This window comes from Thiocapsa roseopersicina (assembly GCF_900106925.1).
Taxonomy (GTDB): Bacteria; Pseudomonadota; Gammaproteobacteria; order Chromatiales; family Chromatiaceae; genus Thiocapsa; species Thiocapsa roseopersicina.
On record NZ_FNNZ01000035.1, the window covers coordinates 15,673 to 29,645 of the forward strand.

The 13,973-nt window shown below is 64.9% G+C and carries 14 protein-coding genes; 4 read left to right on the plus strand and 10 right to left on the minus strand.

Translation table 11 applies throughout. The annotated features are described in order from the left end of the window. Positions 1-14: 14 nt before the first annotated feature. On the minus strand, positions 15-647 hold the full coding sequence (locus BLV04_RS21945; RefSeq protein WP_093037752.1) for a hypothetical protein: 633 nt from the start codon (positions 645-647) through the stop codon (positions 15-17). Positions 648-1,115: 468 nt separating this feature from the next. Here BLV04_RS21945 and BLV04_RS21950 point away from each other — a divergent pair, with 468 nt between their 5' ends. Continuing rightward, entirely contained in the window at positions 1,116-1,439 is a 324-nt protein-coding gene (locus tag BLV04_RS21950) for a hypothetical protein (RefSeq protein ID WP_093037755.1), read from the plus strand. Between the two features lie 129 nt (positions 1,440-1,568). Here the strand turns inward: BLV04_RS21950 and BLV04_RS21955 are convergent, their stop codons facing one another. Continuing rightward, complete coding sequence (locus BLV04_RS21955; RefSeq protein WP_093037758.1) at positions 1,569-1,877, minus strand: hypothetical protein; 309 nt, start codon at positions 1,875-1,877, stop codon at positions 1,569-1,571. A 264-nt stretch (positions 1,878-2,141) separates the two neighbouring features. Between BLV04_RS21955 and BLV04_RS21960 the strand changes: the two genes are divergently transcribed. Both BLV04_RS21960 and BLV04_RS21965 read left to right on the plus strand, forming a co-directional pair. Then, a complete protein-coding gene (locus BLV04_RS21960) occupies positions 2,142-3,323 on the plus strand; it encodes an AAA family ATPase (RefSeq protein WP_093037761.1) in 1,182 nt (393 codons plus the stop codon). 14 nt (positions 3,324-3,337) lie between these two features. Further along, positions 3,338-4,429, plus strand: coding sequence for a ParB/RepB/Spo0J family partition protein (locus tag BLV04_RS21965; protein WP_093037764.1), 1,092 nt, complete (start codon positions 3,338-3,340; stop codon positions 4,427-4,429). A gap of 409 nt (positions 4,430-4,838) precedes the next feature. Here BLV04_RS21965 and BLV04_RS21970 read toward each other — a convergent pair whose 3' ends face one another. Continuing rightward, complete coding sequence (locus BLV04_RS21970; RefSeq protein ID WP_093037767.1) at positions 4,839-5,522, minus strand: hypothetical protein; 684 nt, start codon at positions 5,520-5,522, stop codon at positions 4,839-4,841. Between the two features lie 568 nt (positions 5,523-6,090). On the opposite strand from BLV04_RS21970, the gene BLV04_RS21975 reads away from it, so the two are divergent. Then, positions 6,091-8,004, plus strand: a complete 1,914-nt coding sequence (locus tag BLV04_RS21975; protein ID WP_093037770.1) for a trypsin-like serine protease — start codon at positions 6,091-6,093, stop codon at positions 8,002-8,004. Positions 8,005-8,449: 445 nt separating this feature from the next. Here BLV04_RS21975 and BLV04_RS21980 read toward each other — a convergent pair whose 3' ends face one another. From BLV04_RS21980 to BLV04_RS25115, 7 genes are all read right to left on the minus strand, one after another. Further along, positions 8,450-8,980, minus strand: coding sequence for a thermonuclease family protein (locus BLV04_RS21980; RefSeq protein WP_093037773.1), 531 nt, complete (start codon positions 8,978-8,980; stop codon positions 8,450-8,452). Between the two features lie 11 nt (positions 8,981-8,991). Further along, positions 8,992-10,086 carry a metal-dependent hydrolase gene (locus BLV04_RS21985; protein ID WP_093037776.1) on the minus strand — a complete coding sequence of 365 codons (1,095 nt, stop codon included), beginning with the start codon at positions 10,084-10,086 and terminating at the stop codon, positions 8,992-8,994. After that, on the minus strand, positions 10,086-11,084 hold the full coding sequence (locus tag BLV04_RS21990; RefSeq protein WP_093037780.1) for an ATP-binding protein: 999 nt from the start codon (positions 11,082-11,084) through the stop codon (positions 10,086-10,088). The genes BLV04_RS21985 and BLV04_RS21990 overlap by 1 nt, the downstream gene beginning before the upstream one ends. After that, positions 11,042-11,689, minus strand: coding sequence for a hypothetical protein (locus BLV04_RS21995; protein WP_139192009.1), 648 nt, complete (start codon positions 11,687-11,689; stop codon positions 11,042-11,044). The genes BLV04_RS21990 and BLV04_RS21995 overlap by 43 nt, the downstream gene beginning before the upstream one ends. A gap of 6 nt (positions 11,690-11,695) precedes the next feature. Next, positions 11,696-12,175 (minus strand): hypothetical protein, encoded by a 480-nt coding sequence (locus BLV04_RS22000; protein ID WP_093037786.1) that lies wholly within the window; start codon positions 12,173-12,175, stop codon positions 11,696-11,698. 97 nt (positions 12,176-12,272) lie between these two features. Beyond that, the gene (locus BLV04_RS22005; RefSeq protein ID WP_175534754.1) at positions 12,273-13,388 is read right to left on the minus strand and encodes an OmpP1/FadL family transporter; all 1,116 of its coding nucleotides are present in this window, start codon (positions 13,386-13,388) and stop codon (positions 12,273-12,275) included. Next, positions 13,388-13,753: a hypothetical protein gene (locus BLV04_RS25115; protein WP_175534755.1), complete on the minus strand. Its 366-nt coding sequence runs from the start codon at positions 13,751-13,753 to the stop codon at positions 13,388-13,390. Before BLV04_RS25115 ends, BLV04_RS22005 begins: the two co-directional genes overlap by 1 nt. Positions 13,754-13,973 lie beyond the last annotated feature (220 nt).

The window sequence follows — 13,973 nt, forward strand, 5'->3', positions numbered from 1 at the left end:
TGGCGCCAGCTCTATCAGTGACCCAGCAGCCCCTCGAGAACCGGCTCGATGCGCTTGGCGAGCTTCTCGTAGCCGCCGCCGTTGGGGTGGATCTCGTTCTGCCAGTCGTGGCTGTCGCCGCGGTGCCCGAGCGCGGCTCGCGTCATGGTGCCGCGGGTGTCCACCACGTGCAGATCGAGGATTCGATGCGTCCCGGCGGTGAGCGCCAGGAGTCCGTTGGCCAAGCGATCGGTCAGGTAGTCGGCGAGTGCGACCCGGTCGCCAGGCGGAATCTCCCGATCGTTGAATGCGTGATGGAGCCAGGGGCCGAGGCTCCCGAAGATGGCTGGCGCGTCGCGGGGCGTGGCGTAGTCGTAGGTGTGGGCGAGGATCGGCACTCCGCGGCTCGGGCCGCCGGGGACGTCGCGCATTGCGGCGATACGCCGATACCCGTCCTGGACGTCCTCGATCAGGGCTTGGAGTGCCGCTTGGTTGCAGAAGGCGGCGGGGTTGCCGGGAAGGGTTGGCCGGTTGTTCTTGGGCAGGACGATATTGCCGGCCGCGTTGATCAAATCATTGCCGCCGCCGCTCAGGAGGATGGCATCCCAGCGCTTGATCCCCGGCGAGAGGGCCTCGCGCAGCTGCTGGCTTCGGGCGATGCTGGCCATGCTGACGATGGTGTCGCCGGGCGTGCCGCAGTTGACGATTCGGGTGTGCTTGCGGAAACGAAGCTCGAAGAGGAGGTTGTAGGGGGGTAGGCTGCTGATGGTGAACCAGGAATCTCCTTCGGCGAGCAGATTCAGGTCGGGAACCCCTCATGATCGAACACTTGGCGGAGGTACTCGCGCCAGGTGACGATGGACGGACGGTGAAGGCCTCGTCGCGGCATGCTCGGCTCTCCTCGGAAGTTGATGGCGTGTCCCGGCCGGACATCACAAGTCCATCGGTTTATGTCAACTCGGATCATAGCGCATAGCCTAATATGCCTGAGCATGCGACTTGACATAAGGTGTGTTATACGAAATCGCCGGATGACCGCCTGATCCGGCCGCGCTCCGTGGTTGCGGGAAATCCAGTCGCTGGCTATAAGGATCCGTCATCCGCTCGCCCCACCAACACCGATTGTAGGAGACTCGATGATAGACGTCATACTGGAAGCGCGTCGGCTCGCCGCCGAGACAATCAAGCACTTGGACAACGGTTATTATTATGGCTGGGATGACCTAAAGAAAGTGGAATGCACGCTTAATGGCGCTGCGGAAATCCTGGATCGTATCGGGCATTACGAGGCCGTTCAGGTGTTGGGTAGGCTCGTCGCCGATTTGCCCGCGCCGAATTGCAGGGAGAACGACGTTGGAGACTACGAGATGCGCGAGCTGCGTGCGCAGTTGGCGCGGTTGAAAGAGGAAATCGAGAAACAGGAAGAGGAGATCGACAATCAGGAGTCGCTCACGACGTGACTGCAAGACCGATGCCGGGACAAGTGGTCAATGTTTGAGCGATCTAACGCATCGGGTTGATGTACGCGAGGTTTGCGGCGGGAAATGGATGTTCCGAACTGGTTTATCCACAGCAACAGGGGATAACCTTCAATGCAGTGTACGGTGCGCCCTACCCTCTCCGTGCGCTCGCAGTTGCCGCAGGAGTGCCGCCCTCCCCTCCAGTGCTTGTTCCAAGGCGTCGTCGATGGTCTCGCCCGCGCTCCCGTCGCCGAACAAGGTCGCGAGCATGACGTCGAGATCGCCGTCGGTGCACTCCACCCACCCTGCCCCGAAGCCCCCTAACCATTCGCGTTGGGCATCCAGGTCGTTCAGCGGAGGATAGTAGTCGTCGGGAGCCGTACCGCCCTTCGCCACGGCGTAGCCTGCGCCGAACCAACCGATCTCGTGCGGGGGCATCCAGGAGTCTCCCGATTCGTGTGAGCGGGGACGACCGGTCGGCCCGGGTGAACCCGTCGAAGGGGTGATTTTGGCACCCGTGTGCCTTGGCGTCGAACCGAGATGCTGGCCTGCCCTACCCTCCTCTACCGGTGCATTTTGACAAACAGAGCCTCTGGGATTAGGTTAACGTTATCGTCTTCGGTTTCTGTTCATTAGCGCTTTTCTCGTCTATTCTTCTCGAAATGCGATAATTGTCGAGAGCAGAGGCAACGGGTAGCGATCATGGAAACGGAAGATTCGGGCCTAGATCCGCTGAAGTTTCTCCGCAAGCGTGCCGAGGAAGTGCTTGGTGCGTTGCGTGAGGACGTCTTCGCCCCGGAGGGCCAGAAGACGTTGCGTCGGACCTGGTCGATCTCGGAGGCGGCGGAGCTGGCCGGGCGCAGTCAGCAGTCCATTCGTCTTGCCGAGAAGGACGGCAAGCTGCCCTCCCCCGGCCTTCTTGAGAACGGTCGGCGCAGCGGCTACTCGCTGGACGCCGTCAATCGGATGCGCGACCTCTTCGGGACCCGGCCGTGGCGCTCGCCGCAGGATCCGCCCCTGATCCTGAGCTTCTCCAACTTCAAGGGCGGGGTCGGCAAGTCGAGCTTCGCCTGTCACTCGGCGCAATACTTCGCGATCCATGGCTATCGGGTTCTGGTCGTCGATCTGGACAGCCAGGCGAGCACCACAACGGTGTTCGGCTTCAATCCGGATCTGCAGATCGGGCATGACGAGACCATCGCCCCCTACCTGCTCGGCGAGCAGCACAGTCTGCATTACGCGATCCGCAAGACTTACTGGCCGGGGATCGATCTGATCCCCAGTGCCCTGCACTTCTACAGTGCCGAGTACGAACTGGCGGCGCAGGTGGCCGGCAATGTCGAGCTTCTGGAGACACTGCGCGCCGGCCTCGAAGGCGTGGCCGACGGCTACGACATCATCATCCTGGACCCGCCGCCCGCGCTGGGACTGATCTCGATCAGTGCGCTGGTGGCGGCCAATGCGCTGGTGATCCCGGTGCCGCCAGCGAACATCGATTTCGCTTCGACTACGCATTTCTTCAGCATGGTGATCGACACCCTGGAGACTCTGCGCCGGCATGGGGTCGAACCGAGCTACCGGTTCGTGCGGGTTGCGCTGTCGAAGCTCGACGAACGAAAGTCCACGCAGACGGCGATCGCCAAATTGATGAGAACGGTCTTCGGTTCCTACCTGATGGTGTCGCCCATCAAGGACAGCGCCGAGATCGACAACGCGTCGGCAAGATTCGAGACGGTCTACGAGCAGCCCGTCGCCTTGACGTCGAGGGAGGTCCATCGACGCTGCATCGTCTATCTGGACGGGTTCAACCGCGAACTCGAAATCCTGGTCCGGCGCACCTGGCCGAGTCATCACGAAGCCCTGCGCGAAGCGGGGCTCATGTAGGGAGATCGACCCGCATGAAGAACCGCAATTTGATGTCGGGGATTGCCGAACGGATCGAGCAGGGTCAAGAGGGTGCCGGTCCCGGGTCGGCAGGGAATGAACGCTCGGGACCGTTCGGGACGAACATCGCCGGGATCACCAATCCACGGGCACCCGGGCAGCCGAATGCCACGATTCAGAAGGCAACGATCCAGCGTTTGCACTGGGTCGATCCGGCGCGTTGTCGGCTGTGGCAACACCACAACCGTGCCTACGAGCTGCTCAACGCCGAACGGTGCGCGGATCTGATTGCCGGCTTCCGCACGCTCGGGCGCCAGGAGCGTCCGGCGATCGTGCGCAGCCTCAAGGGTGATGCGCGGGCGGGAGCGGACGGGGCGGAGCATGACTTCGAGATCCTGTCGGGGGGACGGCGCCACTGGACGGTCTCCTGGCTTCGCATGCACGGCGAGGTGAATGCCGAAGGCGAGCCCTATCTCCTGCTGATCCAGGTGCGCGATGAGCTCGACACTGCGGCGGCGTTCGAGCTGTCGGATGCGGAGAACCGGGGGCAGCGCGACATCTCGGATTTCGAGCGGGCACGGGAGTATCGGTGGGCGCTGAAGAGTCTCTACGAGGGGAACATCTCGCGGATGGCCGATGCGATCCAGATCGACCGCTCGAATCTGAGCCGCATCCTCGCACTGTGCGACATGCCGGACGACCTGGTTCGGGCGTATCCGTCGATCCTGGAGATTCGGACCTCGCACTGGCGACAGCTCAGCCCGATCTTTTCGAGTGAAGAGCCGGCACACCGGGATGCGGTTAAGCGCATCCTGGCCTGTGGCCGCGCGCTGGCGAAAGCCCGCTCGGAACACAGCAGCAACCTGCCGCAGACGGGCGCCGAGACGCTGGCCGCGTTTCTGGATGCGGCGCGCGACCGCCGCACCGACGGTCGACGAAGCATCGTCCTGTCCACCGTTTCGGCCAAGGCAACCGGGAAGTTGGCGGTGCGGATCAAGAGGACCTCGCGCGGCATGACGCTGGAACTGCCGCGGGCCTCCGGTGCTACCAAGCAGGAGTTGTATGCCGCCATGCAGCAGGCGGTGGACGACTACTTCGAGGAGTAGGTGGCGGGTTCGGGTGCGTCGCCACGGATGCCTGCCCCCGCCCTACCCTGCCCGGCCGTTCCGGGGTGGCCGGACCGAGACAGGTCGGGGTGGGACGAAAAAGAAAACGGTGGAATAACCCGTCCAATACCCACGCACAAGAGATCTTGTCATTTCAGCGCCGGGATGCCCGGCATCCGCGCCTTGCTCAACCTGAGATCGGCTTCGTTCTAAGCGCTTCACCCGCCGTCTGTGGCAGTTGCCACACCATCTTTGCCGTCACTCTTTGCCGTTGCAGACGGGTCGAACAACCGCGGCGCGGTTCCTCATTGCTGCCTGGTATAGTTTTCGACTGTGGCAGTTGCCACAGCAACCTTGAGCGTCCCGTGCTCGGGAGTCCGAGCCCCGGCTGGAGACTGCTCGGGTCCGGTCACGCTGTCGGACGCGATAGCCTCAACATCCGGTTGCCGCCGACCTGAAAGATATAGTCGGCCGGCAGGACCTCGGCATTCCATCCGGCTGCCCGGGCGTGTGCCGTTACGGCATCGAGGTGTGGCGACGGGTTCCCGTCGAGCGTCAACAGGGGAAAGATCCGCACCTCGCGACTGACGCGCAGAAGCTCCTGCACGCCCTCGATGTGACCTTCGGCACCGAGATGATCGGAGTAGGTGAAGAGCAGGTGCGAAACCAAGGCAAGGTCGAAGGCGCCGTCCTCGTAGGGGAGCCGCGGAAGGCCGGCGGCTCGGTAGCGTGCGGAGATGCCTGGTCCGGGATAGTCCTCGAGGAAGCGTTCCATGGCGTCGAGCCGGTGCGCGATCAGAGCCTCGATGTCGGGGAAATGGTCCCAGACGTATCGGGCCGGATTCGCCCGAAGCCCCGCTTCGATCTGCGGGCGGATCGTGCGGATGCGACTGCGGATTTCCTCGGGGGTGAAGGCATAGAGGGGATCGACCGAGGTGACGTCCTGACCGCGTGCATGCGCCTCGGCGTTGAAAGCCGCTGGGCCGTCCCCGACGCCGATGATCCGCCCGCCCAGATCCTCGTCGGTCAGGGTGAACATCGCCCGATACTCCCTGTAAGAGCGCCCCCAAGGGACGATGTCATCCAGCTGCATGGTCGACCTCGCCTGAGGATTAGCACCCGATAGGCCGCGCGCGGCGAGAGCAAACGGCCGTCGATCGCTCGGCCAAAGGATCCGCTGTGGTAGTTGCCACGGCACGTCATGCTCGTCCCCTTTGCCTTCACGTCTTCGGGTTAGGGACTACGCACGGACGGGAAGAGCACGGCATAGTACGGCGGCGAGGTGAAGAAGGCGATATGCGTACCGAGCCAAACCATGGATGCAGGTTCTGGGCAACCCGGAAGCCCGTCGACTTGAGTCTCCTGTACCCCAGACCCACGCCGGAGTCCAGTTCCCCCCATCGCTCTCCCATGGCGGCCGCCAGGTCACCCAGCGTGACCGACGGCGCCTCTGTTGCTGCCGCATCAGAGCCCCACAGGTGCCCCTGGCGGTTCGCTTTCCGGTCAGCAGTTCTGCCCACTTACGCGGTGGCGCCGACAAGGGGCTATGATTCCAGCGGAACGGCCTATTCGCGCACACGCGCACCGGATCGCCCGCGACGCTTGCTTACACGGTGCGTCGCGCCCATGCTGTTTCAGCAAATCCGCCGGGGGTGAAGACCATGAAGGCTGCTCTTACGGTTCTGCTTCTTTCGCTCGAACTCTCGGGATCTGCGTTCGCGCAGCCGACGGGTGTCAGCCAGCAAGCGCTGACCGGCGGCACCGCCGTATCGCAGGCTGAAGAGCAGAGGCTCGGTCTCGTCAACGTCAGAACATACACTGTCGCGACCGGCGCCGGAGTAGGCTGCTCGGGCGTTCTGCTGACCAACGTCTGGGCGCTGACAGCGGGTCACTGCCTCGACTCAATGACGGGACGGCGGACGGACATCACGGTGACCGGGGTGCCGGGTGTCTATACCGCGGATGCGATCTACAAGTTCGGCGCGTGGGCCAACGATCCTGCGGGGCCGGACCTCGGTCTGGTGCGCCTGTCCAGGCCCGTACCGCTCGACGGATCGACCAACAGCTTTTTCACTCGACTCAACCGGGACGATCCGACCGGCAAGACCTCGACGGTCTATGGTCGGTCGACGGGGGGGTACCTGTCACTGACGACACGCGTGTCGTCCGTAGGCGGGCGCACCCTACAGATCGAGGCCGGGCCGGTTGGCGAAACCACGGCGCAGGGCGACAGCGGGGGGCCCGTATTCGTGCAGAACGGCGGCCAATCGCTGCTCGCCGGCATAACCTCGACCACCAACGGAACAGCGGCCACCATCCACAACCATGAACCTTGGATCACCGTCGTAGCGCGCACCTTCCTCGATCAGTCTCAACCGTTCGGAGCCGCAGACGCTTATGCCGAGGAGGTGTCGGCGGTGCCCGAGGGTGCGCCGCTGACCGGGCCGCCTGTCAACCAACTGCGTGCGCTCGGGCTCGCGCACTGGGCCTCCGCCCAACGCGCGGCCCAGGTCATGTGTTTTAACCGAGGCTTCATCGGCGGTCACTTCATCCCCACGACGACGAGGGGAGAAGAATTCCGGTTCGCCTGCATCGGGCGAAGCGGCGGCGCCTTTTACGACGCGACACAAGCGGACCTGGACGGGTCCGGATGGGGTTTCCAGGACATTAACTCGGTGAACTGGGCCCAAGGCGCACGCGCCGCGGCCGGCGTATGCCAGGCGCGGGTTCCAGGCTCCGTAGGCGGTTTCATGACCGGCTACATGCTGCGGCCTCCTGGAGCTTCCGACCAACGGATGGGGATAATTTGCATTAACCCCTCGGCCGGCAGCTTCTCGGACGTCGACGCGGAGCTCCTTCCCGTCGCCGGCCGTTACGACCTCAACGAAGTGCCTTGGCTCAGCGCGAGAGCCGATGCGGCCCAGTTCTGCAGGGGGTTCGGCTACGTCGGCGGCTTCTCCAACGGCCACCAAAGCCTGGAAAAGCGTGGCATTACCTGCATCGGCCGGTCCGACATCATCCTGGGCGGCTTTCCGGCTAGCGTGCCCGCCGAGGTGCTGTCGCGTCGCCGAGCCCTTTACGCCGAAAGCGAAGACGCGCCGCTCCTGGCGCCGCCCGACGCCGCCATCGAGGTGCAACTCAGCTTTGAGTCCTGCCACGACACGGTTCTACTGGGATCCGCCGGAGGGTGCCCGGTCGGGCCAGAGTACGAGATCTGGTCGTACGACCCTGCGACGCATCGACTCCTGCACGTATTGAGCGGCCGTTGCGTAAACATCTCGGGCGCGCGTACCGATGTGGAGGCCGAGATAATCCTCTACCCCTGCGTAGGGAGCGCCAATGAAAAATGGGAGATCGTCCGGGCTCCGACAGACTCACCAACCTCTAGCATTTGGACGCTGAAGAGCGAACACAGCGGTCTCTGCCTCACCGCTTACAGGCCATCGCGTCAGCAGGGCGAAATCGACGTAATCCGACGGGCCGCACTCCTGAGGCAGGCGCCTTGCGACGGAAGGCCTGCGCAGCGGTTTACCGACGTCGACGCCGACTGGTACAGGCGCAATGGGCCGAACTGAGTTCGGTAGGGAGTCTCAAAGGCTCCAATGCCACCTCGCGATGTCACAGGGCGAGCTTGCGCGCTCCGAGATGCGCGTCCTGGTGGTGTTCTCGACCGCCGCGGCAGGCCGGCTTTTCACACGTCGACGTTCGAGCGATGTGGTGCCGCGTGCGGAGCAGACTAAGTTGCGCTGTCGTCGCCGATGCATCCTTATGCGAAATGACCCTGGCAGTTGCCACAGGTCTCAGACGCATCGATTCGGACAGAGACGAGCCGATCGGCCATCCCCCAGGTCGTCGGAGAACCGACCAAAATCGTCGACTGTGGCAGTTGCCACAGCTCCATGACGTACCGATTACGGGAACCAAGTCGATCCGTTTGGCCACCGTTCAGGCGCTCGACAACCGATCAAGGCGTCGACTGTGGCAGTTGCCACAGCCCGCCATGCTCGACCATGGTTCCCCTCACTGGGATCCGCGTCGATGATCCCATGGGCGCTGATGGTTACCAGCGCTCGCCCAGATCCCCATGCCCCCGATCCGCGCCGCGCGCTCCGCGGCGAAGAATCGCGGATCCTGACAGTAGCGGGGATAGACCGCCGCTTGACCGGCCGACACCATCGCTAGGTTCAAGCTCAAGCCGTCCGCCGTCAGGATCTCCCCGATCTGTCGTCCGTAGCGGTCGGTGTCGTGGACCCGGATGGTCACCTGACTGGGTGACATGCGGCGCAAATGATCGCGGCTCGCGCGCCCCCAGTGTGCCTGCGACATCTCGGGGGCATCGATGCAGTAGAGTCGCACCTGTAGCCGCTCTCCGTCACAGACGGCTCGGAGCGTGTCGCCGTCATGGATGGAAGCCACGGCGCAGGCGCGGCCCGAGGGTGCGAGGATCGTCCAGTCTCCAAATTCGAGCTCCGTCAGCAACCAGGGCGCCACCAGCCCGAGGAGCGCGAGCCCCCAGAACAGGGCCAGCCGATGATGCGCAACGTCCAGCATCCCCGAACCGCTCACTCCAGCCACCTCATGATGCGAGGGTCGATGGTCGGTGCCGCAGGTCCGATCGGTCCGAGCTGACCGGGATCGACCCCCGGGGCATGTCGTGCCTGAACCGTCAGCTCGACGGCGGTGAGGGCGCGCGTGCTCCAGGCATCCAGCATCGGCGGCGTCGCATAGAAGAGGGTCACCTCGTCACCCGAGATCGCCACGGTCGGGAGCGCTGCCTTCGACTCGGGTGCGATGAAGGTGCCGAGCAGATAGATCTCGTCGGCAGCCAAGGGGGCAAGTGCCGTGCGGATCGCCTCGGCGCTCGTGACCTCGGCACGGAGCTCAAACGAGGTGGTGGTCTGCGCGCCGGCCCGCGTCAGGTCGGCATGGGCCGCATACCAGTCGCACGCCGTGCTTCCGCATGACGAGCGCGGACCGCCCGACGTGGCGATCAGGAAGCCGTCTTCACGCCAGGGCCCGATGACGGAATAGGTGCCCGAGACGTCGGCATAGCTCAGGTTGTCGCGACCGCGCAGCGTCAGTGTGAAGGCCAGGCGCCCTTTGTCGGCGTCGAAGTCCCGCCGCGCCGTGGCAATGTCCCCGATCGCCGAGCGGATCAGCCCGGTCGTGCCTTCCGCACGCTGGGCCAGCGGCATCAGCACCAGACCGAGCAGCACCATGATGGACAGGAACCACAGCTCGCCGTGTCCCAGCACCTCCATGCGATACCGCGGATTCCCCGGCAGGACGCAGCGCGCCAACGAGGGCCAGAACCAGCAGACACCCGACCGGGTCATCATGTCGGCGACTGAATGGGAGATCCAGCCCGCGGCCAGTGCGATGAAGTAGCCGGTCGGGATCAGCCACCAAGCGATGATGAGAGCCACAACCTGAGCCGCCAGCGAGTGGGTCAGGGTGCGGTGGCCGAAGCGCGTCCCGATCCAGGTCGAGAGAGGCGGGACCAATCGCCCGATGTAGGACTGCCGCGAGTCGAGGTCCGGCAGCATCGCCGCGCCCAAGGCGACCAGCGCCTCGTTCGGGGCCGGCGGGTTGCCGCTCGCGACACAGACCGCGAGATAGGCGGTCTGTCCGGCGACGAGATGCGTCGGCGTCAGCATCAGCGCCCCTGGCTCGACATGCGCCGTGCGAAGAAGAGCATGAGCGAGAACAGGGACGTCCCCACGCCCGCCAGGACCATGAGCTCCTGCACCCCGATTCCGCGCGAGACATAGCGCAATGCCATCAGGGAGACAGCCAGGATCAGCAGCATCGGCGTCATGTCGATGTAGGTGATGGCCGACTCGTGGTGGAATCCGTGCAGGGAACGGCGGGTGACCTCGCGCTCGTTGACCGCGGCCGCCAGCATTCCGGTAATGGCCTCGGGCAGGCCGCGCGATTCGCGTACCACGCGCGTCACGAAGGCGTCACGGACCTTCTCGTTTTCGAAGTCGATGGGCGCGCGCTCGAGGTGCCGCTCGATCAGCTCGCGACTTTCGGAACTGATCAGCGGCTTGAGCTCGAGCGTGACCTGAAACCGCCACAGCAGTCGCATGACCTTGTTGCGTCGGTTCTGGGTCTCGATCCCGGCAGCGACCTGACAATGCTCGGCAAGCTGGTGGAGCATGTCCGCCTGAGAGGGCGGGACCTCCAAGCTCTCCACGAACAGCACCACGTCCTCGCGCCCCTCCAGCGAGGTGAGGACCAAATGGATGACCTCTTGGGCGGGCAGCCGCACGATGGTGCGTTGGATGTGCTTCCAGGCGATCCGCCCGGTGCGCTCGGCCTCGGCACGGAACCGCGGCGGGATGAGCCGCTCCGGGACCGTCAAGCCGACGGCGTGATGCACCTGCTCGGCAAGCTGGGAGACGAACGCCTTGGGTGTGGCAAGCGTCGGACAGAGACAGATCCGCTTCTCGGCGAGGCGCAACCGGATCTCGCGCAGGAGTGAGCGCTTGCCGATGCCGGGTTGCCCCTTGATCAGGATGCTGTGTCCGATGCGCAGGGCGGCGAGACCCTGTTCCAGCTCGGCGGCGCGCCCGACGAAGATCTGATCGTCGGCGGGTGCCGTCTCGATCAGTTCGTCATCGCCGTCAACAGCGCCTGCAGCCGTTGCCATTCCTCACCTCCGTAACGGCGCGCCAGCGTCAGACGCAGTGCGTCGAGCTTGCTCTCGGCGGCGCGCCATTGATGCTCCTGGTTCTGCAAGGCTTCGGCCTCCTGCCACAGTCGGTCGGCCGGGTCCAAGCCCTGATTCACACGCTCCTGTCGGTACTCCAGCCGGTCCTTCGTCAGGCTTCTCATGGTTTCGAAGCCGCTACGCTGGCTCGCCAGATCGCACAGGGTTTGGATGTCGCCGATGAATGCGGCTGCGGTCGCGTCCTGCTGTGCCGTGAATGCGGCTTGCTCCTTGGCCTTGGCGACGCTCGACTGGTTGTCGAAGAGCGGGATTTGGACGTTGACGGCCGCCCGCGCCCCGGCCGCTCCTGTTTCGTAGGTCTCGTTCGAGTCGTAGCCGATCGTCAACACGGCGTTCCAATCGCGACTCTTGCGCGATTCCTGCACGACGGCCCCCGCCGCAACCAGTACCGGGTTGGCCGTCGTTACCAGCACCAACGCATCTTCGAGCCGTGCGCTTCCAGGACAATCGGCGCGGGCATTCAGGCCGGCGATGACGAGTGGAAGGACAAGTAGCGATCGGCATCGGCGGGACAGGGTACGCATGTTTGCTCATGCCGCGCGGTCGGACCGTGTTGGCGTGTTGGCCGCGATGGCGCCCTCGGGGATCGTGTGTGAGGCAAGCCTCCCGGAGGCGCGCGAGCGGAAACACCGGTTCGTCCCCTCGTCGGTCAGCAACCAGGCCGCCGCCGCAACATCCTGTCCCCAACTGTTCGGCCAGAGCGGGAGTTCCATGAGGATGGCATAAACCAGATCCTCGGCACCTTCCATGTTGCGATCGAGACCGGTGCCACACCCGCTCGCACGCAGCGGGGCGAGGATCTGCTCGACCGCCCCGGACAGAGCCCCGCCGAGGCGTGCACGATCGTCCATCCGGTCAACCGGGTTGGAGGTGATGACGGCGAAGGCCTGCGTCAGATCCGACAGCCGTTGATGTGCGCGAACATGCTCGTCCGCACCGGGTGGAGCCAGCTCGGCCTGTTGCTCGGCGAGGATCAGCAGAAGCGCCAGATTGACCTCGACGGTGCGCATGGCCTCCTCGAATCCTGCTCTCCACGACAGTCGTCGTGCTTGGCGGATACGCTGTTTACAGGGAATCTCTGTGGACTCGTTCGGCATAAGTGCTCCTTCACCAACTGCGAGTGATTCCGGCGGCGAGGATGTCGCTGCCGGCGCTGTAGTCGATCGGCGGATGCTCGCCTCGACCGCCTGCAAACCAGAGGTGGGCGTAGCTCAGGCTCAGGGACCAGGGGCCTGTGCGGTAGTCGAGCCCCCCCGCCAGCCAGGTCCGATCGCTGTCGGGCAGACGCGGCGAGCGAGCTGTGGCAGTTGCCACAGGCGACTGGTCCCATGCTGTACCGAGTCGCCACGTCCAAGGCCCGAGGGCGTATTCACCACCCAGATCAAGGCGCCAGGTATCGCGCCAAGCGTGCTCTTCGAGGAGCCGGTTGCCGTCCGCGAGACGGATGTCGAGCGCCTGCATTCGGCTCCAACGCGTCCAGGTCGCACCCGCCATCAGGGCGAACTGCGGGCGTACCGTCCAACGCATCCCGGAGCGCAGGACCTCGGGGGTGGTGATCGGCACGGACGCAGGCTGTCGGCCGCGCGGCGTGGTTGCCGTACCGTTCAACACATGATCGACAGCCGATCCATAGGACAGCCCGAGGGCCAGTTCGGGGAGCGGGTTCCAGAGCGCGCCGAGGGTCCAGCCGATGCCGGTGTCGTCGCCTTCGACCTTCGAGACCCGATCGCCGAGCGGCGTCGGCACCGCCTGCGTCAGCTCCGCAGCGAACGACTGTAGGAAGAGTCCGATGCCCAGTCTCAAGGTCGGAGTCACGGGGAAGCCCCCTGCGATCTGAATACGTGCAGCCGTGATCTCTGAATGCAGGGCGTGATAGCGCCCTGGCCAGTCGGTGGGATAGTCGGTGGCGAGACCGAACTCCCCGTACACCCCGAGACCGATTCCGTGCGTCGTGCCGAAGAGCGCCGGGACAGCGGTCTCCGTACCTGCGTCCTCCGGTTGCAGATGGTTCCAGAGATACGAGACATTCGCGCTCACCGTGGTGATTGTCGGTAGCGCGGCCGGGTTGAAGGCCACTGCCGAAGGGCTGACGACGGCCGCCTGCCCGGCATAGGCGCGCCCGAGACCCGCGGCGTCACGCTCGATGAGGGCGAATCCGGAGCCGTGGCCGGGTGTGGCAATCAGCAGAAGGGCCAAGACGAGGAGTCGTCGTGCCCTGGTCATTACGCGACCCTCGCGAGCTCCGGACGGGATCGGCGTGTGCCGGGCCGACTGCTCTGCGCAGGTACTGGCCGCTCGGTGCGTCCGCCGGCGCTCACATAGCCCCGCGCGTGGGTCAGCGGAGGGTCGCCGTTGCCCGGTCGCTGCCGCGCAAGGCCCGCACCCGATGAGCCGGGATCGGGCAGGTGATCGCATCCGTTCCTGCGCGCGCAGCCGAGGAGCAGGACGAGTGCGCAGACACCGATGGCCCAGCCTTGCGCGCTCCAGTCGAATGTCGCCGCACTCGCCGGCACACCGATAGGGAGGATCCAGTGAAACGGCAACCGCGGCATCGCGGTCGCCCGACCCTGAAGTCTCGCGATGCACATCAGGCAACCTCCTCTTCCGCGTGCCCCTCCCACCAATGGCGGTCGAGCGACTTTCCCTGAAGGCGTCGCGCGAGTTGGTTAAGCCTCTGGTCGGTGCCGTCGGCAAGGTTCGCGAGAGCCACGGCTGAGTGCGGTCAGCGATTTTGATGGTTTCGCGATCAAGTTGCGTGATAGGGGTCGGCGAAGCGCTCCCCCGGTCTCGCGCGGCCGGGGTGTGGGC

Excerpts from the sequence above, each read along its gene's own strand:
- BLV04_RS21980 (WP_093037773.1), bottom strand. The coding sequence starts at position 8,980 with ATGCTGGACGTTGCGCATCATCGGCTGGCCCTGTTCTGGGGGCTCGCG.
- BLV04_RS21960 (WP_093037761.1), top strand. The coding sequence starts at position 2,142 with ATGGAAACGGAAGATTCGGGCCTAGATCCGCTGAAGTTTCTCCGCAAG.
- BLV04_RS21995 (WP_139192009.1), bottom strand. The coding sequence starts at position 11,689 with ATGCGTACCCTGTCCCGCCGATGCCGATCGCTACTTGTCCTTCCACTC.
- BLV04_RS21985 (WP_093037776.1), bottom strand. The coding sequence starts at position 10,086 with ATGCTGACGCCGACGCATCTCGTCGCCGGACAGACCGCCTATCTCGCG.
- BLV04_RS25115 (WP_175534755.1), bottom strand. The coding sequence starts at position 13,753 with ATGTGCATCGCGAGACTTCAGGGTCGGGCGACCGCGATGCCGCGGTTG.
- BLV04_RS22005 (WP_175534754.1), bottom strand. The coding sequence starts at position 13,388 with ATGACCAGGGCACGACGACTCCTCGTCTTGGCCCTTCTGCTGATTGCC.
- BLV04_RS21955 (WP_093037758.1), bottom strand. The coding sequence starts at position 1,877 with ATGCCCCCGCACGAGATCGGTTGGTTCGGCGCAGGCTACGCCGTGGCG.
- BLV04_RS21945 (WP_093037752.1), bottom strand. The coding sequence starts at position 647 with ATGGCCAGCATCGCCCGAAGCCAGCAGCTGCGCGAGGCCCTCTCGCCG.
- BLV04_RS21970 (WP_093037767.1), bottom strand. The coding sequence starts at position 5,522 with ATGCAGCTGGATGACATCGTCCCTTGGGGGCGCTCTTACAGGGAGTAT.
- BLV04_RS21990 (WP_093037780.1), bottom strand. The coding sequence starts at position 11,084 with ATGGCAACGGCTGCAGGCGCTGTTGACGGCGATGACGAACTGATCGAG.
- BLV04_RS21975 (WP_093037770.1), top strand. The coding sequence starts at position 6,091 with ATGAAGGCTGCTCTTACGGTTCTGCTTCTTTCGCTCGAACTCTCGGGA.
- BLV04_RS22000 (WP_093037786.1), bottom strand. The coding sequence starts at position 12,175 with ATGCGCACCGTCGAGGTCAATCTGGCGCTTCTGCTGATCCTCGCCGAG.
- BLV04_RS21950 (WP_093037755.1), top strand. The coding sequence starts at position 1,116 with ATGATAGACGTCATACTGGAAGCGCGTCGGCTCGCCGCCGAGACAATC.
- BLV04_RS21965 (WP_093037764.1), top strand. The coding sequence starts at position 3,338 with ATGAAGAACCGCAATTTGATGTCGGGGATTGCCGAACGGATCGAGCAG.